The 23,125-nt window shown below is 62.8% G+C and carries 22 protein-coding genes; 4 read left to right on the top strand and 18 right to left on the bottom strand.

Going from position 1 to position 23,125, the window contains the following annotated elements; genetic code table 11:
* Positions 1–49: 49 nt before the first annotated feature.
* The 10 genes from E1748_RS00550 to E1748_RS00505 form a co-directional block, all read right to left on the bottom strand.
* On the bottom strand, positions 50–1,711 hold the full coding sequence (locus E1748_RS00550) for an HAL/PAL/TAL family ammonia-lyase (RefSeq protein ID WP_133645213.1): 1,662 nt from the start codon (positions 1,709–1,711) through the stop codon (positions 50–52).
* A 291-nt stretch (positions 1,712–2,002) separates the two neighbouring features.
* Positions 2,003–2,986 (bottom strand): phosphogluconate dehydrogenase (NAD(+)-dependent, decarboxylating), encoded by a 984-nt coding sequence (gene gnd, locus E1748_RS00545; protein WP_133645212.1) that lies wholly within the window; start codon positions 2,984–2,986, stop codon positions 2,003–2,005.
* Positions 2,987–3,064: 78 nt separating this feature from the next.
* On the bottom strand, positions 3,065–5,167 hold the full coding sequence (tkt, locus tag E1748_RS00540; RefSeq protein WP_133645211.1) for a transketolase: 2,103 nt from the start codon (positions 5,165–5,167) through the stop codon (positions 3,065–3,067).
* Between the two features lie 286 nt (positions 5,168–5,453).
* On the bottom strand, positions 5,454–6,500 hold the full coding sequence (locus E1748_RS00535) for a hypothetical protein (RefSeq protein ID WP_133645210.1): 1,047 nt from the start codon (positions 6,498–6,500) through the stop codon (positions 5,454–5,456).
* A gap of 284 nt (positions 6,501–6,784) precedes the next feature.
* A complete protein-coding gene (gene rhaS, locus E1748_RS00530; protein ID WP_133645209.1) occupies positions 6,785–7,804 on the bottom strand; it encodes a rhamnose ABC transporter substrate-binding protein in 1,020 nt (339 codons plus the stop codon).
* 70 nt (positions 7,805–7,874) lie between these two features.
* Positions 7,875–8,894, bottom strand: coding sequence for an ABC transporter permease (locus E1748_RS00525; RefSeq protein ID WP_133645208.1), 1,020 nt, complete (start codon positions 8,892–8,894; stop codon positions 7,875–7,877).
* Positions 8,887–9,957 carry an ABC transporter permease gene (locus E1748_RS00520; protein WP_133645207.1) on the bottom strand — a complete coding sequence of 357 codons (1,071 nt, stop codon included), beginning with the start codon at positions 9,955–9,957 and terminating at the stop codon, positions 8,887–8,889. Before E1748_RS00520 ends, E1748_RS00525 begins: the two co-directional genes overlap by 8 nt.
* Positions 9,954–11,483, bottom strand: a complete 1,530-nt coding sequence (locus E1748_RS00515) for a sugar ABC transporter ATP-binding protein (protein WP_133645206.1) — start codon at positions 11,481–11,483, stop codon at positions 9,954–9,956. The genes E1748_RS00520 and E1748_RS00515 overlap by 4 nt, the downstream gene beginning before the upstream one ends.
* Positions 11,484–11,555: 72 nt before the next feature.
* Positions 11,556–12,449 (bottom strand): amidohydrolase family protein, encoded by an 894-nt coding sequence (locus E1748_RS00510; protein WP_133645205.1) that lies wholly within the window; start codon positions 12,447–12,449, stop codon positions 11,556–11,558.
* A gap of 100 nt (positions 12,450–12,549) precedes the next feature.
* The gene (locus E1748_RS00505) at positions 12,550–12,876 is read right to left on the bottom strand and encodes an L-rhamnose mutarotase (RefSeq protein WP_133645204.1); all 327 of its coding nucleotides are present in this window, start codon (positions 12,874–12,876) and stop codon (positions 12,550–12,552) included.
* Between the two features lie 230 nt (positions 12,877–13,106).
* Here E1748_RS00505 and E1748_RS00500 point away from each other — a divergent pair, with 230 nt between their 5' ends.
* Positions 13,107–14,057, top strand: a complete 951-nt coding sequence (locus E1748_RS00500; protein WP_133645203.1) for a LysR family transcriptional regulator — start codon at positions 13,107–13,109, stop codon at positions 14,055–14,057.
* A 14-nt stretch (positions 14,058–14,071) separates the two neighbouring features.
* On the opposite strand, the gene E1748_RS00495 is transcribed toward E1748_RS00500, so the two are convergent.
* From E1748_RS00495 to E1748_RS00480, 4 genes are all read right to left on the bottom strand, one after another.
* Positions 14,072–14,854, bottom strand: coding sequence for an L-rhamnose 1-dehydrogenase Lra1 (locus E1748_RS00495; protein WP_133645202.1), 783 nt, complete (start codon positions 14,852–14,854; stop codon positions 14,072–14,074).
* Between the two features lie 37 nt (positions 14,855–14,891).
* Entirely contained in the window at positions 14,892–16,070 is a 1,179-nt protein-coding gene (rhmD, locus tag E1748_RS00490; protein ID WP_133645201.1) for an L-rhamnonate dehydratase, read from the bottom strand.
* A 63-nt stretch (positions 16,071–16,133) separates the two neighbouring features.
* Positions 16,134–17,462, bottom strand: coding sequence for an MFS transporter (locus E1748_RS00485; protein ID WP_133645200.1), 1,329 nt, complete (start codon positions 17,460–17,462; stop codon positions 16,134–16,136).
* Positions 17,463–17,524: 62 nt separating this feature from the next.
* Entirely contained in the window at positions 17,525–18,277 is a 753-nt protein-coding gene (locus E1748_RS00480) for an SDR family NAD(P)-dependent oxidoreductase (protein ID WP_133645199.1), read from the bottom strand.
* A 262-nt stretch (positions 18,278–18,539) separates the two neighbouring features.
* Here E1748_RS00480 and E1748_RS00475 point away from each other — a divergent pair, with 262 nt between their 5' ends.
* Both E1748_RS00475 and E1748_RS00470 read left to right on the top strand, forming a co-directional pair.
* On the top strand, positions 18,540–18,917 hold the full coding sequence (locus E1748_RS00475) for an ArsR/SmtB family transcription factor (RefSeq protein WP_133645198.1): 378 nt from the start codon (positions 18,540–18,542) through the stop codon (positions 18,915–18,917).
* On the top strand, positions 18,889–19,374 hold the full coding sequence (locus E1748_RS00470; protein WP_133645197.1) for an SRPBCC family protein: 486 nt from the start codon (positions 18,889–18,891) through the stop codon (positions 19,372–19,374). The genes E1748_RS00475 and E1748_RS00470 overlap by 29 nt, the downstream gene beginning before the upstream one ends.
* Before the next feature lie 13 nt (positions 19,375–19,387).
* Here the strand turns inward: E1748_RS00470 and E1748_RS00465 are convergent, their stop codons facing one another.
* Positions 19,388–19,873, bottom strand: coding sequence for a DinB family protein (locus E1748_RS00465; RefSeq protein ID WP_133645196.1), 486 nt, complete (start codon positions 19,871–19,873; stop codon positions 19,388–19,390).
* A 155-nt stretch (positions 19,874–20,028) separates the two neighbouring features.
* Between E1748_RS00465 and E1748_RS00460 the strand changes: the two genes are divergently transcribed.
* Positions 20,029–20,604, top strand: coding sequence for a TetR/AcrR family transcriptional regulator (locus E1748_RS00460; protein ID WP_240766213.1), 576 nt, complete (start codon positions 20,029–20,031; stop codon positions 20,602–20,604).
* Positions 20,605–20,659: 55 nt separating this feature from the next.
* On the opposite strand, the gene E1748_RS00455 is transcribed toward E1748_RS00460, so the two are convergent.
* The 3 genes from E1748_RS00455 to zwf all read right to left on the bottom strand — a co-directional run bounded on the left by E1748_RS00455 (position 20,660) and on the right by zwf (position 23,071).
* Entirely contained in the window at positions 20,660–20,902 is a 243-nt protein-coding gene (locus tag E1748_RS00455) for a GFA family protein (protein WP_133645194.1), read from the bottom strand.
* A 121-nt stretch (positions 20,903–21,023) separates the two neighbouring features.
* Positions 21,024–21,521, bottom strand: coding sequence for a hypothetical protein (locus E1748_RS00450; RefSeq protein ID WP_133645193.1), 498 nt, complete (start codon positions 21,519–21,521; stop codon positions 21,024–21,026).
* Between the two features lie 68 nt (positions 21,522–21,589).
* Positions 21,590–23,071 (bottom strand): glucose-6-phosphate dehydrogenase, encoded by a 1,482-nt coding sequence (zwf, locus tag E1748_RS00445; protein ID WP_240766212.1) that lies wholly within the window; start codon positions 23,069–23,071, stop codon positions 21,590–21,592.
* Between the last annotated feature and the right edge of the window lie 54 nt (positions 23,072–23,125).

Raw genomic sequence — 23,125 nt, 5'->3', positions numbered from 1 at the left:
GATCCAGCAACCTGACCATGCGTTGCCGTCTCCCTTAGCGCGACAGAGATCAACCCAGCAACGATCCGCAAACGCGCACCACCGCACGCGCAATCTCGCCGCGCGCGACGGCACCGCGCAGCGTGTCGATGTCGCCATGCACCCAGCGATCGCGTTCGAGCGCCGCGGGTATGCAGGCCCGCACGGCATCCCACGCGACCCGCGTGCCCTGTCCGACCGGATAGGCCGCGAGGTCGCGCTCGATGAGATCGAGTGCCTGGCACGCGAGCATCATCTCGGCGGCGACGATGGTCTGCGTGTTCTCGACAATCGTACGTGTGCGTCGTGCCGCGTAGCACGAGTTGCTGATGTGGTCTTCGGTGTTGCCTTTGGCCGGCAGGCTTGTCGCGCTCGAAGGCGAGCAGAGGCCCATGTTTTCGAGCACGAGCCCTGTGCCCATGCTCTGCACACACGAGAAGCCGGAGTTCACGCCCGGCTGCGTCGCGATCAGCCCCGACGGAATGCCGAAGTTGCATGCAGGGTCGACCAGCCGCGCACTGCGACGGTCGCAGATCGCGCCGAGATCGGTCACGGTCAACGCAAGCAGGTCCATCGCCTGCGCGACGTATTGCCCATGAAAATGCCCGCCCGAGATGACGCGGTACGTGTCGTCGGTGTCCGGAAAAATGAGCGGGTTGTCGGTGGCGCTATTGATCTCCGTCTGCAGAATGCCATCGACGTAATCGAGCGCATCGAGCACCGGGCCATGCACCTGCGGCGCGCAACGCAGCGAATACACGTCCTGGATGCGCGGTGCGATGGGCGGCACGTGCGGTGTGCCGGCATCGGCGGGGTCGAGCCCCGGTGTTCCCCATAGCCGCACCTGGCGCGCGGGTTCGGTGCAGCGCAAAGTACCGTCGACCACGCGACGCAACGCCTGCGCAACACGGCGCTGCCCCTTGTGCGGACGCGCCTGCATCACGCGGTCGTCGAAGCACGAAAGCTCGCCGCGCAACGCTTCCAGCGACAACGCCAGCGACACCGTCGCGTCGTCGAGCAGCGCACGCGCATCGTGTGCCGCGAGGATCGCAAAAGCCAGCGACGCGGTCGACCCATTGATCAGCGCGGACGCATCCTTGCCGAGCACGTCGAACGTGGGTGCAAGACCCGCGAGCGCGAACGCGTCCGCGGCGGGCATGATCTGCGAACGGAACTCGACACGGCTCTGTGCGAGGCCCATCATCGCGCCGCTCATCAACGCGAGCGGCGCAAGATCGCCGCTGGCGCCGACACTACCCTTTGCAGCGACAACCGGTGTGATGCCGTGATTGAGCATCGCCAGCAACCGGTCGAGCACCTCGATCCGCACGCCCGAGTAGTTGCGCGCAAACGCGTTGACGCGCAGCGCCATCATCGCGCGCACGACCTCGTTCGGCATCGGCTCACCCGCACCGGCCGAGTGCGCGAAGATCAGGTTCCGTTGAAACTCCGCGATCGATGCGACGCCGATGCGCACGTTCTTCAGCGCGCCGACGCCGGTGTTGAAGCCGTACATCAGCGGCGCATCGTCGGTCATCCAGTGGTCGTCGATGTAACGGCGGGTGGCTTCGAGTTGCGTGCGTGCATCGTCATGCAGCGCGACGGCGGCGCCGTGTCGTGCGATCGCTACGATGTCTGCGGCGCGCACCGTCGCGCCATCGAGCACCACCTGCTGCGGAAAATCGCCTGTCATGGAACCGCCCTTTCGATTTTCGATAAGTGTGATTGAACTGCGCCGGGTTTTCCGGAGGCTGTTTCGCCTGGGTCACGCCGCCGCAGTGGACCCAGTAAGTTGCTCATAATAAGCAGCTTCGGTGGCATTGTCAGGTTGTTCGAAATCGCTTTATCACGGTCATCGTTCTCCGGCCAATGAGGTTAGCTTCCCCCAAAGAAAGCGGCCCGGACGCAATGACGTCCAGGCCGCGAAGCTTCACGCATCATCCGATACTTCCGTAGGGCGTGGCCTACACGCCGAAGACGCCCCCTACTTCTTCACCCCAAACTCATGATGCCCGCCGAAACCAAACCGCATCGCCGACAACATCCGCTCCGCAAACGACTCATCGTCGCGCGACCGGAAGCGCGTGTACAACGCGGCCGACAACACTTGCGCAGGCACAGCCTCTTCGATCGCAGCCTCGATCGTCCAGCGCCCTTCGCCGCTGTCCGCAACCTCGGTCGAGTACTTGTCGAGCGTGCCGTCCGACGCTAACGCCCCGGCCGTCAGATCGAGCAGCCATGACGACACCACGCTGCCGCGCCGCCACACTTCGGCGACGTCCGCGAGATCGAGCGTGAAGCGTTCGTTTTCCGGCAATTCGGTCGATGCCTTGTGCTTCAGAATGTCGAAGCCCTCCGCATACGCCTGCATCAACCCGTACTCGATGCCGTTGTGGACCATCTTCACAAAGTGGCCTGACCCGGTCGGTCCGGTGTGCATGTAGCCGTTCTGCACGCGCGCGTCGCGTCCTTCGCGGCCCGGCGTGATCGGCACGTTGCCCGCGCCCGGTGCGAGCGTCGCGAGAATCGGATCGAGGCGTTTAACTGCATCGTCGTCGCCGCCGATCATCATGCAGTAGCCGCGCTCGAGTCCCCACACGCCGCCCGACGTCCCGACGTCCACGTAATGAATGCCCTTCTCGCGAAAGCGCGCGGCGCGGCGGATGTCGTCCTTGTAGAAGCTGTTGCCGCCGTCGATCACGATGTCGTCCGCGCCGAGGATCGGGTACAGGTCGTTCAGCGTGTCCTCGGTGATCTTGCCGGCGGGCAGCATCAACCAGATGACGCGCGGCGTCGCGAGCCCTTTGACCAGGCCGGCGAGATCGTCCGAGCCGGTTGCGCCTTCCTTGACGAGCGTCGCGGTGGCCTGCGGGTCGTGATCGTAGACCACGCACGTGTGGCCGTCGCGCATCAAGCGCCGTCCGATGTTGCCGCCCATCCGCCCCAAGCCCACGATACCGATCTGCATGATGCCCTTCTCCTTTTCTTTGCGTTTCTCTGCGTGACAGAATGGATTGATTCGATGTCCGACGCTAAATTCGATCGCTCACTTCGATTGCCCGACGCGTTGAAGCTGCTGCTTCGCCGCTTCGTAGACATGTTCCGGCGTGAAGCCGAACTTCGTCTGCAACGCCTTCAGCGGTGCAGATGCGCCGAACGTATGCATCGCGATCAACGCGCCGAGGCGGCCCACGTAGCGGTCCCAGCCAAACACGCCGGCCTGTTCGACCGCGACGCGCGCATCGACGGCGCTCGGCAGCACGGATTCCTTGTACGCGTCGTCCTGTTTCTCGAAGATGTCCCACGCAGGCATCGACACGACGCGCGCGGCAATACCCTCGCTTTTCAGCTTCTCATACGCGGCGACGCACAGCGACACTTCGCTGCCGGTCGCCATCAGGATCACGTCGGGGCGACCGTTGGGCGCATCCGCGAGCACGTAGGCACCGCGCCGCACGCCGGTGGCCGGCGCGTATTTCTTGCGATCGAAAGTCGGCAGCGGCTGACGCGACAACACCATGCACGCAGGTACGCGCGGATTCGCGAGCGCGACGCGCCACGCTTCGGCGACTTCATTCGCATCGGCGGGACGCAATGTCGTGAGGCCGGGCACCGAGCGCAACGACGCGAGCTGTTCGATCGGTTGATGGGTCGGGCCGTCTTCGCCGACGCCGATCGAATCGTGCGTGAACACATGCACGGCGTTGACCTCCATGATCGCGGCGAGCCGGATCGGCGGCTTCATGTAGTCGCTGAAAATCAGGAACGTCGAGCCGTATGGCCGCAGGTTCGACAGCGCAATGCCGTTGACGATCGCGCCCATCGCGTGTTCGCGGATGCCGAAATGCAGATTGCGGCCACCATAGCTGTCGGCTTCGAAGCTGCCCGCGCCTTCGAACTTGAGATTGGTTTTTGTCGAAGGCGACAGGTCCGCTGCACCGCCGATCATCCACGGCACGCGCTGCGCGATTGCGTTAAGCACCTTGCCCGACGAATCGCGCGACGCGATGCCCTTCTCGTCCGCATCGAACGATGGAATGTCGCGGTCCCAGCCTTCCGGCAGTTCGTGCGCTTCGATCGTGCGGAATTCGTCGGCTAGTGCGGGGTACTTTTTTGCGTACGTTTCGAAGCGCGCTTGCCACTCCTCGCGTGCGGCCTTGCCGCGTGCACCGAAGCGCTGCTGGAACTGCTCATAGACGCCATCAGGCACGAGAAAACTCGAATCCTCGGGCCAGCCGTAGAAGCGCTTCGCGAGCTTGATCTCTTCGACGCCGAGCGGTTCGCCATGCGCCGCCGACGTGTCCTGCTTGTTCGGCGCGCCCCAGCCGATGATGCTCTTCGCGACGATCAACGTCGGCGCATCGGTATGCGCTTTGGCCTGCGTAATCGCAGCTTCGAGTGCAGCTGCATCGTTGACATCGTCGACGTGCAGCGTATTCCAGTGATAACCGCGAAAGCGCGTCTCGACGTCGTCGCTGTACGCGAGATCGGTATGGCCTTCGATCGTCACGCGGTTGCTGTCGTAAATCCAGATCAGGTTCGACAGTTTCAGATGACCGGCGATCGATGCAGCTTCGTGCGAAATACCTTCCATCATGTCGCCGTCGCCGCACAGCGCATACACGCGGTAGTCGAACAGCTTCGCATCCGGTTGATTGAAATGCGTCTCGTACCAGCGCGCGGCCATCGCCATGCCGACGCTGTTACCGAGCCCCTGGCCGAGCGGCCCCGTCGTGGTCTCGACGCCGGTCGTCATTCGATATTCGGGGTGGCCCGGCGTCTTGCTGTCGAGCTGGCGAAACTGTTTAATGTCGTCGAGCGACACGGCGGGCTGACCGTTCGGCCGCCCCGCTTCGTCGACGGCCTGCACGCCGGTCAGATGCAGCAGCGAATACAGCAGCATCGATGCATGCCCGACCGACAGCACGAAGCGATCGCGATTCGGCCACAACGGCTCGGTCGGGTCGTAGCGCAGATGGTTTTGCCACAGGTGATAGCCGACCGGCGCAAGTGCCATCGGCGTGCCGGGGTGACCGGAGTTGGCTTTCTGAACCGCATCCATCGACAGCGTGCGGATCGTGTCGATGCAAAGACGGTCGATATCGGAGGATGAAGCGGTTGAAGCGGATTCTGCGGAGGTGGACGGCATGCTGCGACTCCTTTGCTGTGACATCGGGCAACCGGCGCAGCAGGGAGCCACGCCGGCACAAGCGGAGTAACTCAGCAAGTGTAATGCCATGCGCGGCGCACGGGGAGCGAATCGGGCGGATCGCGTGTGGGCGTGCGTGCGGCCCGGCTCACGGTGCTTGATGCATTCGGTAATGCATGGACAGGCAGCGAGCAAAATCGGCGTAGCGATGGAAAAACTTGCCGCACGACTTCGACACGTCAACCCGCTCCTGTCCCTCGATCAGAACTACATCCCCGCAATGCCACTAAAAATTAACCGCCGATTTGACTGACTGAAGTGCTGCGTTGTTCAGAAACACTTCGAAGGCCTGCGCTGCTCCGCCACCAAGCGGTGCACTCTGAATGGTCGTGCCGTCGTTGACCAGATTGCCGACATAAATTCCGCCGGCCGCCTGATAGAAAACGAGGTGCGCCGGTGTCGCCGACGATGACAATACTGCGTTCGATACCCATGCCCTGGCGCCGGCCACGGTACTGATCTGCCCATCGGAAAGCTGGTAGGTCGTGCCGCCGGATGTGTACGGAAAGAACGCTTCGAGTGTCGACGCCGCGGAGCAAGGCGTCATGTTCACGCCTGTCGTTCTCGGTGCGACGCAATCTCCAACCGTCAACATATCGCCGACGGTTTGCCTCACGACTTTCACATAAGCCGAACCGGGTTGCCAGACGGCCTGTTTGTTATAAAGCGAGCGGCCATTGACGGTATTGGTCAGAAGCCCAAAAGCACTGTACGAAACGAGTTCAGCTGGAGCGCTCGATAATGCTCCTGATAACGGCACAACGGTATAGCTCGTGCCAAGCAGAGTCTCGACGGCCGTCTGTCCATCCGTGGCGAAAAACTTGTTTGATACGTTCGCGCCTGAATAACTGACCTGGGCCGGCTCGGGCGAGGATGTCAAATAAACTGCGCCATTGATCAGATACCGGGCGGGAACACCGTTAGTCGGTAAGGCCAGGCTCGCTACCTGCGAGTGATTGATCGTCAGAGTCTGCGGCCCGTTCGCTGCACTCTGCGAAATGCTTGAATCGACGCTGTAAAAATAACTGCTGGCGTTAAAAGACGCGACACCCGTCGGCGACGTCGTGAAACTCAGGCTGCCCGACAGAGCGTGAAAACCGCCATTGGCCGCAAGGGCGACGCTCTCGTAATTTTGCTGGACCGCACTGAGATTCGATGTGCCCGAATTACCCGAGTCTCCCGATGAACCGCCCCCGCATCCCGATATCAGCACGACAGAAAGAAGAGCAACGGGATATTGAGCCGGGCAGAAAAAGCGTTTCTTGATTTTCATTCGCTTCCTTTCTATCTAATTATTTTGTGCGCTGAAGACACTGGGCTATTGATCTATTTACCCAGTCCGGTCGGAAGCATATCCGACTCAAGCGAATCTCGATATATTCGAAGCGGTGGTTTTTTGATCCCGTTGAGAAAAATATGCGTCACTCCCAGATTGCCGCCTGCACTGTAATCAAACTGAACGACTCGTTCGGCTGATTGAAAGTGAAACGCGGCCGCGCCCCCAAAAACAAAAGGCGCTCCGCGGAGCGCCCTTCATCACACATCGCAACCCGCGAACTAGAAATTGAAGTTGTCGATATTGCTCGAATCAAAGGTCGTCGGCGGTCCGAGGATCACCTCGCCCTTCGGCCCGATGGTCCGCTTGCCGAGCTTGCCCGCATCGAACGATTCGCCTTCCTTGCCGGTGATCGTGCCCGACGCGAGATTCGCAGCGGCATATGCAGCGAGGTAGCCGAGCTGGCTCGGGTCCCACAACTGGAATGCCTTCACGGTGCCGTTCTTGACGAATGCGCGCATCTGGTTCGGCGTGCCGAGCCCGGTCACCGCGACCTTGCCCTTGCTCGACGACGTCGAGATGTAGCGCGCGGCCGCCGCAATGCCAACGGTCGTCGGTGAAACGATCGCCTTCAGGTTCGGATACGCCTGCAGCAGACCCTGCGTCTCGACGAACGACTTCTGGTCGTCGTCGTTACCGTACGCGATTTTCACGAGCTTGATCTTCGCGTATTCGGGCTTCTTCAGTTCCTCCTGCATCCACTTGATCCACGTGTTCTGATTCGTCGCGTTCGGCGTCGCCGACAGGATCGCGAACTCGCCCTCGCCGCCCATCAGCTTCGACACGAGCTGGATCTGGCCACGGCCGATCCCCTCCGCGTTCGCCTGGTTCACGAAGATCTGTCGGCCGTCGGGTGCGGTGTCCGAATCGAACGTGACGACCTTGATGCCCTGCGACATCGCTTTCTTCAGATACGGCACGACCGCGTTTTCATCGTTCGCGGCGATCACGATCGCGTTCTGCCGCTGCGTGATCAGCGTGTTGATGTACTGCACCTGCGACGACGCGCCCGCATCCGACGGCCCGACCACCTTGCCGTCGCCCTTGAATTCCTTGATCGCGGCCATCCCGCCGTCGTCGGCGATCACTTCGTACGGGTTGTTGATCTGCTTCGGCAGGAACGCGATTTTCAGGCCGTCCTTGATACCGGCCGCGCCCGCTGTCGAGCTGAGGCCGAGCAGCAGCGCGCAGAGCGCCGCGCTGGCCGCTGCCGTGCTCATCGAACGTAGTGGTCTGAACATGAAGTGTCTCCTCTGTGGGTAATCGGACGGATGCCCGATGGTGTTTGCGGTGTTTTTGCAGCACCGCTGTTCACGGCGAGCCCGCCGCAATCAGTCGCCGGTCGCGCCGCGCCCGCCAGCGCGCGGCGAGATTCGGAATCAGCACCGAGGCGAGCAGCAGCGCACCGGTGACGATGGTCAGCACTTCGCTCGACACGTCGACGAGCGTCAGCGCATTGCGCAGCACGCCGACGATCAGCAGCGACAGCAGCACGCCGATCATCGAACCGCGTCCGCCGAAAATGCTGACGCCGCCGAACAGCACCGCCGCAATCACCGACAGCTCGAAGCCCTCGCCGTTGTCGCCGCGTGCGCTCGTGAAGCGCAGCGTGTAGATCACGCCCGCGAGCGCGCTGACCGCGCCGGACAGCACGAACAGCTTGAGCCGCACGCGCGCGACATCGATGCCGGAGAACGCGGCTGCTGTCGGGTTCGCGCCGATCGCGAACAGGCTGCGGCCAAACGCGGTGGCCTGCAGTAGCACCGTGAACAGCACCGCGCAGACGATCACGATCGCGAACGGCAGCGGGATAAACGTCGAACCGAGCGAATTCATTCCGAACGCGGTGTACCCCGCCGGAAAATCCGCGACCGCCTGATCGCCGAGCAGCACGTACGCCAGCCCGCGAAACAGCGCGAGCGTGCCGATCGTCACCGCGAGCGAAGGCAGGTTCAGCTTCACGATCACGAGGCCGTTCAGCAGCCCCGCAAATGCACCTGCGATGATCGACAGCGCGATCGCTGCGGGCATCGGTATGCCCATGTGCCACAGCACGCCGAGCAATGCGCTCGACGCGCCGAGTACCGATGCGACCGACAGATCGATGTCGGCGGCGACGATGATCAGCGTCATCGGCAGCGCCATCAGCGCGACTTCGGTGAGATCGGCGAGCACGTTGCCGAGATTCGCGCCCGACAGGAATTCGGGCGACAGCACGCGGCCGAGGATCAGCGCTAGCACGAGCAGCACCGCGAGCAGCGTTTCCCAGTGCAAGGGAATCGACGGCCGGCGAAAGCGCAGACCAGCGTCAGGTTTAACGGGTTCAGCCATGATCGCGTTTCCTCATCATCCGTTTCGCCACCGAGCGCGCGAGCAGCGTGTCGGCGGTAATCGCCGCGACGATCAGCGCGCCCTGGATCGCCTGCTCCCAGAACGGCGACACGTGCAGCACGACCAGCGCGATGCTGATCACGCCGAGCACCAGCGCACCGAGCGTCGCGCCGAGAATCGTGCCGACGCCGCCGTTGATCGCGACGCTGCCGACCACCGCCGCCGCGACCACCTGCAGTTCGATGCCTTTCGCGGTGCTCGCGTCGACCGTGCCGAAGCGCGCGAGCCACAATGCGCCCGCAAAACCTGCAATCGCGCCGGAAATCAGGAAGCCCATCATCACGCGACGCTCGACCGCCACGCCTGCGAGCCGCGCGGCCTCGGGGTTCGAACCGATCGCGTAGTGTTCGCGGCCGCCGCGAAACTGCTTCAGATACATCGCGAGTCCGAGCAATACGACAGCCGCAATCAGCGCGAGCACCGGAATGCCGACGAGCGTGCCGGTCGCGAGTCGCGAGAACGCTTCGGGCAGACTTGTCGCGTTGATCTGGCCGCCGTGTACCCACGCGTAGTCGGCGCCGCGAAAGATGTACAGCGTCGACAGCGTCGCGACCAGCGACGGCACGCGGCCCACTGCGACCAGCAGCGCATTGATCCCGCCCGCGACGAGACCGACCGCGAGCCCCGCCGCGAGCGCGACCAGCACCGGCATGTGCGGGAACGCGACGTACAGACTGCCCACCGCGTACGCGCTGACGCCGACCGTCGAGCCTACCGACAGATCGATGTGACGCATCAGGATCACGACCGTCATGCCCGCGGTGAGCAGGCTGATGATCGACACGTTGAGCAGCACGTCTCTCAGGTTCTGCAGATTTAGAAACTGCGGTTTCGCGAGCGCGGTGCCGCCGATCAGCAGGATCAGCACGACGAACAGCGTCGTCTCGCGGCTTGCAGCGATGGCGGCAGCGAAGCTACCGGCACCGCTGCGGCGTGTGCGTTGTTGTGCAGCGCCGCTCTGCGGATCGAGTGCGGCCGGGCGAGTGGTCGAGTCGCGCATCATGCCGCGTGCCCCAGCGGTGCGCCGTTCTGTCCAAGCGCCGCGTTCATGATGCGTTCCTCGGTCGCCTCCGCACGCGATATCTCCGCGCTGATCCGGCCTTCATGCATCACCAGCACGCGATCGGCCATGCCGAGCACTTCCGGCAGTTCGCTTGAAATCATCAGCACCGCCATTCCTTCGTGAACCAGTTCCGCTAGCGCGCCGTAGACCTCGGCTTTCGCCCCGACGTCGATGCCGCGCGTCGGCTCGTCGATGATCAGCACCTGCGGATGCGTCGCGAGCCATTTGCCGAGCACGACCTTCTGCTGGTTGCCGCCCGACAGCGTGCCGACCGGTGCAGCCGGATCGCTTGCTTTCAGTTGCAGGCGCGTGCCCCAGCGCGTCGCGAGTTCGGTTTCGCGGCGTGCGGAAATCAGCCCGAAGCGTACGAGCCGTCCGAGTACCGTCATCGATGCATTGCGCGCGATGCTCAGTTCGAGCGCGAGGCCTTGTTGCCGACGGTCTTCGGGAACAAGCGCGAGACCCGCAGCAACTGCCGCAGCAGGACGTCCCGGCGCGAGCTTCTTGCCTGCGATACGGATCTCGCCAGCATCGAGCGGATCGATGCCGAAGATCGCTCGCGCGACTTCGCTGCGGCCCGCGCCGACCAGACCCGCGAGCGCGACGATCTCGCCTGCACGCACGTCGAACGACACGTCGCGGAATACGCCCGTGCGTGTGAGGCCGCGCACCGCGAGCCGCACGTCGCCGGGTGTGACGTCGGCTTTCGGATAGAACGTCGCGAGATCGCGGCCGACCATCTTCGCGACGATCGCGGCGGTGGTGAGATCGGCGGTCGGTGCGTCGAAGACTTTCGCGCCGTCGCGCATGATCGTCACGTGCTGCGTCAGCGCGAACACTTCGTCGAGCCGGTGCGTGATGAACAGGATCGCGACGTCGCGCTCACGCAGCCGCCGCACGATCGTGAACAGCCGCTCCACTTCGGGCAGCGACAGCGCGGCGGTCGGTTCGTCCATGACCAGCACGTTCGCGTTCAGCGACAGCGCCTTCGCGATCTCGATCACCTGCTGATCCGCGATCGACAGGCCGCGCAGCAGACGGTCGCCATGCAGATCGACGCCGAGCGACGCGAGCAGCGTATCGACCTCGCGATGCATCTCGTCGTAGCGGATGCGGCCGAATCGATCCACCGGCTGCCGGCCCATGTAGATGTTTTCCGTGATCGACAGATCGAAGAACAGCGTCGGTTCCTGATAGATCACCGCGATGCCCGCGTCACGTGCCTGCGCCGGCGTCGTGAATTCGCACAGCTTGCCGTCGATGCGCAGCTCGCCCGTGTCCGCGCGGTGCACGCCCGCGAGGATTTTCACGAGCGTCGATTTGCCCGCACCGTTCTCGCCGAGCAGCGCGTGCACCTCGCCGCTGCGCAGCACGAGTTGGCCGTCGCTGAGCGCGCGCACGCGGCCGAACGACTTGCTCGCGTGAATCAGTTCCAGCCGCGGCACGGCGGGGGTCGGTTGCTGCACAGGCTTGTCTCCTTCTTTATGGGGGCGTGTTGTTTGCACGCGACCGGTGTTTTCTAATTTCTGATGCGGCTTTCAGATGCGATACACACGCTCGGCGTTGCGGACGAACAATGCTGCGCGCTCGTCGTCGCTCGCGCCCGCGACGATCGCCGCATACGCATGCCACAGCGCCGCATACGTGCCGAACAGCCGGTCCACCGGAAAATTCGACGCGAACATCGCACGCTCGACGCCGAACGCGTCGATCGTTTCGAGCACATACGGACGCAGGCTTTCGACCGTCCAGCGATGGTCGAACATCGCCAGCCCGCTGATCTTCACCGCGACGTTCGGGCACGCGGCCAGCGTGCGCAATCCGTCGCGCCATGCGCGGTAACCGGCCACGCTATCGCGATCGACGAACATGCCCGCGTGATTGACGATGAACTGCGTGTCCGGATGCGCACGCGCGAGCGCCGCTGCATCGTCCATCTGCGACGGGTACAGCTGCAGATCGAACGACAGCCCATGACGATGCAGCAGCGCAAAGCGCTCGCGCCACAGCGGCTCGCGCATGAAATGCCGGCCGACATAGTCGTACAGCTTGTCGTCATGTACGTTCAGAATCTGCCGCACGCCGCGCGTATTCGCGAACGACGCATGCGCTTCGAGCACCGCTTCCGCATCTGGCGCCGCGAGATCGACCCATGCGACGATGCCGTTCGGCATGCCGTACGAACCTTCGGTGTCCGCTACCTGTTGCAGCCAGCGCGTTTCTTCGACCGGGTTCGCCGGATCGTGATTCGCTTCGACGTGGACGATTTTCAGAACCTCGATTTCCGCTGCGTCGGCGAGCAGATGGTCGAGCAGGTAGTCGTGCTTCAGCGCGCGCGCATCGCCGACGAACGACACGCCGGGGTTTTCCAGCCACGGATAGCGATGCGTTTGCAGGTCCCACAGGTGGATGTGGGGGTCGACTACTTGCATGAGGTTCTTTCTCCTGTGTCGACCAGAGTTAGCGCTTTAGCGCTTACTCTGGTCCCATGCCTGAGTTAGCGCTTTAGCGCCTACTCAGGCGGTCGACCGATCAGCGGTTGCCCGCAGCCAACTCAAACACCGGCACAAGCCCCTGCTGCTCCGGCACATGATCCCGCGCAGTCACCATGATGTCCGCCATCGCGTCCCACCATTTGCGCATCACCGGCAGATCGGGCAGCGCATCCATCGTGTGATCGTCGGTACGCGTGAGCGTCGCGAACAGCGCGCCGGTCGATTCGTCGAGGTAGATGCGATAGTCGCGCACGCCCGCACTGTGCAGCGCATCGACGAGTTCCGGCCAGATCTCGCGATGCCGGCGCGCGTACTCTTCGCGCATGCCGGGGTTGAGCGTCATCCGGAAAGCGATGGTTTCCATGCGGGTTTTGTCTCCTGTCGATGGGAGTTAGCGCTTTAGCGCTTACTCCCATCCCATGCTGGAGTTGGCGCTTTAGCGCCTACTCCAGCGATCAATGTTTTTTGCAGTCGCACGCGTCCTCTCTACGGAGCGTTTCGAACGACTATAATTCCGCCGTCGATAGCGTCTCAATCCGTTGTTGGGATTAGGCGATCCAGAAACCGAATCGCGCAGTTGCCATCCCGGGTCCCATGAATCACCAAGCCGCCACGGTCGCTCTCGTCAATCGCCTCAAGTTCAAGCACCTCGCGCTGCTCGTCGCGCTCGACGACGCGCGCAACGTCCATCAAGCCGCCGAAGCGATCAACGTCGCGCAGCCGAGCGCAAGCCGCATGCTCGGCGACATCGAGGAAGCGTTCGGCTTCCTGCTGTTCGAGCGCAACGCGCGCGGAATGCAGCCGACACCGCTCGGCGTCGTCACGCTCGCGTACGCTCGACGTGCGCTCGCGGAACTCACGCGCTTCGCCGATGATCTCGACGTCAAGCGTAAAGGCGGTCACGGCCAGCTCACCGTCGGCGCGATCATGGGCGCCGCGCCCGATCTGCTCGCGATGGCTGTCGCGTCGCTGAAAACCGAACGGCCGCTGCTGAACATGCGCATCCTCGGCGAAACCAGCGACCAGGTCGTCCAACTGCTGCATCGCCGCGAAGTGGATCTCGCGCTCGGCCGGCTCACGTCGCCGCTGCAGCACAACGATTTCGACTTCGAACCGCTCGCGCGCGAAACGCTGGTGCTGGTCGTGCGTACGCGTCATCCGCTCGCCAATGCGCGCAGCGTCGCGTTGCGCGAACTGATCGACTGGCCGTGGGTCGCGCAACCGCTGACCAGCCCCGCGCGCGTGCTGTTCGAAGAAGAGCTCGCGCGTGCGGGGCTCGCGACGCCGGTCAATCTCACCGAATGCGCGTCGATCTTCGCGACGCTGCAACTGCTCGAAAACTTCGACGCGGTCGCGATGCTGCCCGAGTCCGTCGTGCGCGATCACGTGCGCGGCAAACTGCTGGTCGCGCTGCCGATCGAGATCGGCAAGAGCCTGCCTGGTTTCGGCATTCTCACGCGCAAGGGCGAAGCGCTCGCCGAACCGGCCGAACATTTCGTCGGACTGCTGCGGCGTTTTTCGCAGCCGTTCGATACGCCTCGCTAAACCGCTCGCTGCGTTCACTGCAGGTTCACGAACAACCCGCCGTCCACCAGCAACGCCGCGCCGGTCACGTAGCGCGCCTTGTCCGATGCGAGGAACAGCACGCAGTCCGCGACATCTTCCGGCGCACCGAGACGGCCCAGCGGAATGCGCTTTTCGAAGTACGCTTTCTTCGTTTCGTCGGCGAGGTCTTCCGCGTTCAGATCGGTTGCGATCGTGCCGGGCATCACTGAATTGCAGCGGATACCGTACGGCCCCAGCGCAATCGCGCACGACTGCATCAGCGAATGCACGCCCGCTTTCGTCGGCGTGTAATGCGTCTGCATCCCGCCGCCGACCAATGCGCTGATCGAACTCGTCGCGACGATCGCGCCGCCGTGGCCCTGCTCTTTCATCTGCCGCGCGGCCGCCTGCGTTACGTAGAACGCGCCGTTCAGGTTCACGCCGACCGTGCGTTCGAGCACCGATGGCGGCATGTCGAGAAATGCGTGGAACGGACAGATGCCCGCATTGCTCGCGAGCACGTCGACCTTGCCGAACGCTTCGACGGTCTGACGCACGAGATCGATACCGGTCTGCGGCGCCGCGACGTTGCCCTCGACGGCAATCGCGCGACGTCCGAGCCCTTCGATCTCGGCGAGCACTTCGCTGATCGCCGAACGCTTGCCATACGATGCGTCGTTATCGCCCCAGTAGTTGATCGCGACGTCCGCGCCCTCTGCCGCGCATGCGACCGCAATCGCCCGGCCGATGCCGCGCGATCCGCCCGTCACGATGACCGCCTTGTCCTTGAGCAGCACTGCTGCCTCCTGATCGAACGTTGAGTTTTCCGCGTGTTTAATGCTGGTACGGACGCACCAGCGTGCAATCCGGATTGAGCCGCACGCCGAAGCCCGGTGTCTCCGGCACCTTCATCCGGCCGTTCACCGGTACCGGCTCGTCGAGCAGCAGCGGCGTGAACATCGGCACAACTTCGTCGGCCTTCGGCGCCATCATCAGAAACTCGGCGAACGGCGAGTTGTGCCGCGTGACGACGAAGTGATAGCTGTACACCGACGAACCATGCGGCACGACCATCACGTTGTGCGCATCGGCGAGCGCGGAAATGCGGATCAGCTCCGTGATGCCGCCGCACCAGCCGACGTCCGGCTGGATGAAATCGCAGCACTCCATTTCGAGCAGCATCCGGAAACCCCAGCGTGTCGCTTCATGTTCGCCGGTCGACACCATCATGCCGCGCGGCACGTTGCGGCGCAGTTCGGCGTAACCCCAGTAGTCGTCGGGCGGCAAACATTCTTCGAGCCACTTGAGCCCATATTCCTGCGCGGCCTGTGCAAGACGCGTCGCGTAGCGCACGTCGAGACTCATCCAGCAGTCGTACATCAGCCAGAAATCGTCGCCGACGCGGCTGCGCATTTCCGCGAGCTTCTCGATGTTCTTGCGCAACCCCTCTTCGCCTTCAGCGGGACTGTGCTGCAACGGCAGCTTGCCGCCGATAAAGCCCATCTCCTTCGCGAGATCGGGTCGCGCGCCGGTTGCGTAGAACGTCAGCTCGTCGCGCACCGGGCCGCCGAGCAACTGATACACCGGCTCCTTGCGCACCTTCGCGAGCAGATCCCACAGCGCGAGATCGACGCCCGAGATCGTGTTCAGTACAATCCCCTTTCGGCCGTAGTAAAGCGTCGCGTAGTACATCTGATCCCACATCTTCTCGATGTCGGTAACAAGCTGCCCTTCGAGAAAACGCGCAAGATGCCGCTCGACGATGAACGCACCGATCTCGCCGCCGGTCGTCACGCCGAAGCCGACGGTGCCGTCGCTCGCCTCGATCTCGACAACGAGCGTACCCAGCACGTTGATGCCGAACGATTGCCGGCTTTGTCTGTACTCGGGGTAGCGCGCCATCGGCGTCGAGATGTGATCGTCGATCCAGTGGCCGTCGCCCTGGTCGTGATAGTCCGCGCCGCCGCCGCGAACGATGAAGGCACGCACGTGCCGGATAGTGGGCATGGCCATGTCGATGAACTCCGTAGTGCTGTCGCTTGATGTTGCTTCGTGTTGGGTCGAAACACCGCCGCGTTACGCGGACCGGTGCAATGCAGTTGCTGTCTCCGCGCCGCGCCGTTCGCGCGCCGTCACACCGATCAGCAACGCGGCCAGCAGGCTCGCCGCGCCGAGCACGATGAGTCCCGCCGACGTCGATTGCCACGCGTGTTCCGCGACCGTGCGCAGGGTCGGCGCGATGAAACCGCCGAGTCCGCCGAGCGAATTGATCAATGCAATGCCGCCAGCTGCGGCAGCGCCGGTCAGATAACGTGTGGGCATCGTCCAGAACAGCGGTTGCGCGGCGATGAAGCCGCTTGCCGCGCAACACAGCGCTAGCAAACCGACGAGCGGACTGTGCGTGAGCCCCGACACACCGATGCCGAGCCCCGCGAGTACCAGCAGCGCGACAGCCCAGCGTCGATGACCACCGTGCAGGTCCGCACGACGCGGCACCCATGCGGTCACCGCGACCGCACACAGCCACGGCAGCGCGGTAACGAGCCCGACGCGCAGCCCCACCTTCGTACCGAGCAATGCAGCGACCTGTTGCGGCAGATAGAAGATCACGCCGTACACGCTGATCTGAATCAGCAGATAGATCAATGACAGCATCAACACGCGACGATCGAACATCGCGGCAAGCACACCGCGCGGACCATGCGATGCAGCGGCCTGCGCATCGCCGGCGAGTGCCGTGCGCAGCACGTCGCGATGCGCGGCATCGAGCCAGCGCGCGTCGTCGGGACGATTGTCGAGAAAGCGGAACGCCCACACACCCACCGCCGAAGCAAGAACGCCCTCGACGAGAAACAGCCATTGCCACCCCGCGAGCCCAAACGCGCCGTGCAGATCGAGCAGCAGACCCGACAGCGGACTGCCGAAAATAAACGCGAGCGGCGCGCCGAAATAAAACACGCCGACCGCACGCGCTCTAGACGCCTGCGGAAACCAGTGCGTGAGGTAATAGATGATGCCTGGGAAGAAACCCGCCTCGGCGACGCCGAGCAGAAAACGCAGCCAGTAGAACGCAGTCGGCGTGTGCGCGAACGCCATCGCCGCCGACACGATGCCCCACGTCACCATGATGCGGCACATCCAGATGCGCGCGCCGACGCGATGCAGCAGCAGATTGCTCGGCACCTCGAACAGCGCATAGCCGACGAAGAACACGCCGGCACCGAACGCGAACGCCGCGTCGGAGAGACCCGTGTCGTGCTGCAGCGCCTTTTGTGCAAAGCCGATGTTCGCGCGGTCGAGAAACGCGAGCACGTACATCAGCAGCAGAAACGGCAGCAGACGCCGCATCACGCGGCTCACTGCGGATTCGAGCGTGGCCGCGTCAGCGGCCGGTTGCGTGGTCATGATGGCTCCGGAGGGACCGTTTCACGCATCGTTGGGGCCAGGCGCTTCACAGCGCCTCGCGCTCAGTAAGTCGCGCGGCCGCCCGACAGATCGAACACCGAGCCCGTGCTGAACGCGCAATCCTCGGAAGACAGCCAGAGGATCAGCGACGCGGCCTCTTCGGGCAGCAGGAAGCGGTTCATCGGGATTTTCGACAGCATGTAGTCGATGTGCTCCTGCGCCATCGAATCGAAGATCTCGGTCTTCGCGGCCGCCGGTGTCACGGCGTTGACGAGGATGTTGCTCGTCGCGAGTTCCTTGCCGAGCGACTTCGTCAGGCCGATCAACCCGGCCTTCGACGCGCTGTAGTGGGAAGCGTTCGGATTGCCTTCCTTGCCCGCCACCGACGCGATGTTGACGATGCGCCCGTAGCCCTGCTTGAGCATCTGCGGGACGATCGCACGCGACGTGAGGTACGGGCCGATCAGATTGACGTCGATCACGCGACGCCACATGTCGGGCTCAAGCTCCCAGGTTTTGCCGTTGCCGCCGGTGATGCCCGCGCAGTTGATCAGCACGTCGATCCGCTGATGTCGTGCGACGGTTGCGTCGGTTGCGGCGGTGACCGAGTGTTCGTCGGTGAGTTCGACGATGGCGGTCGACACGTCGCCGAGTGCAGCGAGTTCGCGCTGACTGCTTGCCAGCCGGTCGGCGTCGACGTCCCATAGCGAGACTGCGGCGCCTGAGCGTAACGCGCGTTGTGCGACGGCGTAGCCGATGCCGCGTGCGCCGCCTGTGATGACTACGACGCGGCCTTTGAGGTCGATCTGGTTCATGCTTTTGTCTCCTGTGCTGTCAACCAGAGTTGGCGCTGTCGACCAGAGTTGGCGCTTTAGCGCTTACTCTGGTCCCATGCGCTTACTCCGGCGCGGCTGTTTATATTCAATGACGGCCAATATACGGGCCGTTCATGGCGACCACAATTCAACTATCGGATGAAGCGATAACAAAAGCGGATTGTCTCGCGGGCCTTCTGCGTGCCCTTCGTCCGGGTGCGCGAGTTTCCCTCTTTGAAGAAGTTGCCCCATACTTAGCCACATGGCTAACTATTCAACCAACGCAACCGACGTCAGCAGCATCTTCCAGGCACTCGCCGACCCGACCCGCTGCGCGATCGTCGCGTCGCTCGGCCGTCGCGAGCAGAGCGTCTCCGAGCTTGCCGCGCCGTTCTCGATGGCGCTGCCGTCGTTCATGAAGCACGTTTCGTTGCTCGAACGTAGCGGCCTGATCCGCACGCGCAAGACCGGGCGCACGCGCGTGTGCGAACTGATGCGGGACCGGTTATCGGAAGCCGAGCAATGGATAGCCGAACAGCGGGCGATGTGGGAGGCGCGATCCGACCGCATGGCCGATTTTGTCGAACGCCTTCACGAACAGGAGCAAGCGCATGTCAACAAACCCCGCCGGTCACGCTGAAACCCACGACCTCGTGATCTCCCGCGTGCTGCGCGCGCCGCGCGCGACGCTGTGGCGTGCGTGGACCGAGCCCGATCTGCTGAAGGAATGGTGGTGCCCGAAACCGTGGACCACCGAGGTACTCGCATTCGATCTGCGGCCCGGCGGTGCCTTTCACACGCTGATGCGCGGCCCCGACGGCGGCGTGAGCGACAACCCCGGCAGTTTCCTGGAGATCGTGCCGCACGCGCGCCTCGCGTTCACGTCGATGCTCGTCGCGGACTGGCGGCCGAACACGCCGTGGCTCGGCTTTACAGCCATCATTACGATGGCCGACGAAGGCACAGGCACCCGCTACGAGGCACGCGTGATGCATCCCGACGACGCGACGCGGGAGCGTCACGAAACGATGGGCTTCTTCGACGGCTGGAACGCCTGCATCACGCAACTCGACGATTTCGCGTCGACGTTGCGCTAGGCCTTCGCATGCTTCACGCCGCGTATTCGAGAAAATCGGTGATCGAATCGCGGCTCGGCGTCATGCCCTTCAGTTGCAAAACGGCACCGGCGTTGCCGCGATGGTAGGTCCCGTGCTGGCAGACATGCAGAATGATCTCGCCGCGTCGCATGCGTGCCGGCTTGCCGCTCGTGAACGCGAATTCGAGCGGCTGCGCGAAATCCTCGTCGTTGAGACTGTCGACGTATGACGCGTACCAGTCGTCGACTTCCCGCGCGCTGTTCGCAAGCGCTTGCAGATCCGGGATTTTTTCCGAGCGCGGTGCGCTGAACGGATGCGGGCGTCCCTGCAAATGATGCTGAAAGATCCGGTCGACCACGTGAATGTGATCGAGGATGCGCAGCATGATCGACGCGTCGTCAGCGGTCAGCCGGTCGAAGTTCTCGCTGACGACAGCGTAGAGGCCGAGATCGGCCCATCGCTTGACGGCTATAAGCTGTGAGTAAGGCTGGGTGGTCATGGGGCATTTCCTCCATCGTAGGGGTTGTGGTTCAATCCACCCGATGCATAATACGAGTCATCACTCGTATTCCCCTACTCGCATTCTGAGTGCGAAAAATGCCCCGCAAACCGCTGACCAAACCCAGAAAACACGCGTCTCAACAGAGATCGCGTGTGACCGTCGATGCACTCGTCGAAGCAACTGCTCGCATTCTGGTGAAGGACGGCTTCGACAAGGCAAGCACTAACCGGATTGCGGAGAAGGCTGGCGTAAGCGTCGGTTCGCTGTATCAGTACTTCCCGAGCAAGGAGGCGTTGGTGACCGCGGTCATCGAGCGCCATAGTCAGGAACTGATGCAGGTTGTCCGCCGCGCGTTGCTAAAGGCTGCAATGCTCCCGATGGAACAAGCAGTGCGCACACTCGTCGTCGCAGCAATCGACGCGCACCGGATCGATCCCAAGCTACATCGCGTGCTCGCGGAGCAGATTCCGCGCACGGGGCGGTTTGAAAATGCGGCAACCCTGGATAGCGAAACCTATGCGCTGTTCCGCGCGTACCTCGAAGCTCATAGCGATGAGTTTCGCCCACTGGACATGGGGCTCGCGGCGTTCGTATGCGTAACGTCAATCGAAGCGCTGACGCATACGGCCGTCGTGCATCATTCGGAGAGTCTTTCGGATGAGGCGTTCGATGCGCTGGTTGATGAAGCAACGCGGCTTATCGTCCGGTATCTGCAGCCCGATGTTTAATGTTCTTTGTGACTGTTCGATGCGATGGAGTGGCCGGGCCACTCCATGCCTTACGTCAAGGACTCAGCGCAAAACCCACCGCGCCGTCAAACGACTTGAGCCACTCCACCGAACGATCCGTATAGATCTCGATCTGCGGGGCCGGTAGGCCTTCCATGCTGTCGAGTGTGCCGGCTTTCACGATGACCTGCCCCGGCATTGTCGATACCCGCGTGACCACAGTCGACCCGCAGCTTCCGCAAAAGTAGCGGTACGACGGATGCCCGCTATCGCCGAAGTCCTCGATGGCCTTGATCACACCTTGCTGCCGGCTGGACTTGCCCGTGAGCTCACGCCGTCACCGTGTCGAGCTGAACCCCAAATGCCGGAAAACCCGCGCCAGCTTTGATCCGGAAAACCCAGGTGGATCAGCTTGGCGGCTACACCATCCGATGTCTGTCGCGTAGACTCGCCCGCAACGGAGATTCGCAGTGGGGACTTGCCAGCAATCTCCGAAGACTGGCGTCGGCCTCGGCAATGCAACCGTTGGTCGCCGAAGCCAGCTCCTGATCGTAGATACGAAGGACGGGCTTCAGTACTTCGATGTCGTCTCTCATGAGTTGCCAGACACCTGTTTCTTCCGCTCGCAGCACGGTACGATCAAGCGCTTCTTCTGCGGCCACGAACATCGACAGACTTGAGTCACTGCGACTTCGTTCTTGCAGAAAGAACGCCACGTAGACGACCCGCGCGAGCCACATAACCGAATGGCGGTCACTGCCCGGATATCCGCTTGCAACCAGAGCGAGATGGCTCCTGAGGGAAAGGTCACGAATGCAGGTGTCGGTCAGCGGCATTAAAAGCATCTTTCTGTGCCACCAGGATATCTGCGCTTGAGGATTTTTTCCCCTGTGCGACGACTGCTTCCGAAATGTCATGACGAGTTTCCCGAGCAGACTTGCTGCCGCGATAATGATCCAGGCAGCAAACTGCTACCCCCTGGTTCTTATTCGGTTTCGATCCGGCAGGTGTCGGCACGTGCGAGCATGGCGTTCGCCGCAACGGGGCCCCATGTACCGGCTGCGTAAGGCCTGGGCTTGTCTGGAAAACGTTTCCATTCGTCGAGAATCGGCGCAACCCAACGCCATGCAGCCTCTTGCTCATCTCGCCGGACGAAAAGCGCAAGCCTTCCGTCTATGACGTCGAGAAGCAGCCGCTGATATGCCTCCATGCGGTCCTCCTCGAAGAACTTGTCGAAAGCCAGGTCAAGGAACACCCCGCGCAGGTTCATGCCCATGCCAGGCATCTTGCCTAGTGTGTCGAGCCGAATCGATTCTTTAGGCTGAAGGCGTATGGTTAGTCGATTCGAGCCGGATAACAAAGGCACGGGGCCTAGCGCCGAATGCGGTACTGGCTTGAAGTTCACGACAATCTCCGCGACTCGCTCAGCCAGTCGCTTCCCCGTCCGAAGGAAAAAAGGTACGCCCGACCAGCGCCAGTTTTCGATTTCTGCTTTCAGCGCGACGAAGGTCTCCGTCACGCTGTCGGGTTCGACGCCGGCTTCATCGTGGTAGGACGGAACCCTCTGCCCGCGGATGGTCCCTGCGCGGTATTGCCCACAAACGAGATTGTCCCGAATGCGCCCAGAGACGAGGGGTTTGAGCGCCTGTAGTACCCGAAGCTTTTCGTTCCGTACAGCATCGGCGTCCATCGAATGCGGCGGCTCCATCGCGATGATGGAGAGAAGCTGCAGGAGGTGGTTTTGCACCATATCCCGGAGAGCACCAGTCTGGTCATAAAAGAGCCCGCGTCGCTCGACGCCGAGCTCCTCTGCAACCGTGATCTGAATGCTTTCGACCCACTCTCTGCGCCACAGCGGTTCGAACAGAATGTTTCCGAACCTCAGTGCGAACAGGTTCTGCACCGCCTCTTTCCCGAGATAGTGGTCGATACGGTAGATCTGATTCTCTTCGAAAACTCTTCCGACTTCGTCGTTGATGGTTGCTGACGACGCGAGATCGTGTCCGAGCGGCTTTTCCAGCACGATGCGCGCATCGTCGGTGAGATTGGCGGCAGCCAGGCCTTCGCAGACCGGCACGAAGAGGGATGGACCCGTTGCGAGATAGTAGATGCGAACGGCGCCGCTCTTCAGCGCGGGGAGCTCGCTCAACGCACGATACGCTTCGGGCTTGCCTGCATCGAGCGACACGTAACTAACTCGCTCCAGGAAGGTGCGCCAGCATTCGCCATCGAAACTCCCGTTTTTCAGGTTCGGTTTGACGTGCTCGTCGACCCACTTCAGATAACCCTCCCGGTCCAACGCCGGCTGTGCGACGGAAACGATGGTCCCGAGTTCGGCAAGCGAGCCATCTCGATGTGCCATGTACAGGGCGGGCAAGATCTTGCGCAACGCGAGGTCGCCCGTTCCACCGAAAAGGACGAATGCAAAGCCCTTCTTGCTCGTTGCTCTGGTTCTTTGCGTCAGCACTACAGTGCTCCCGAGGTGTGCCGCCACTCGTCGGTCAGGCATGAACCATTTGCC

The organism is Paraburkholderia flava, assembly GCF_004359985.1.
Taxonomy (GTDB): Bacteria; Pseudomonadota; Gammaproteobacteria; order Burkholderiales; family Burkholderiaceae; genus Paraburkholderia; species Paraburkholderia flava.
This window is presented reverse-complemented; position numbering and strand designations above follow the sequence as displayed.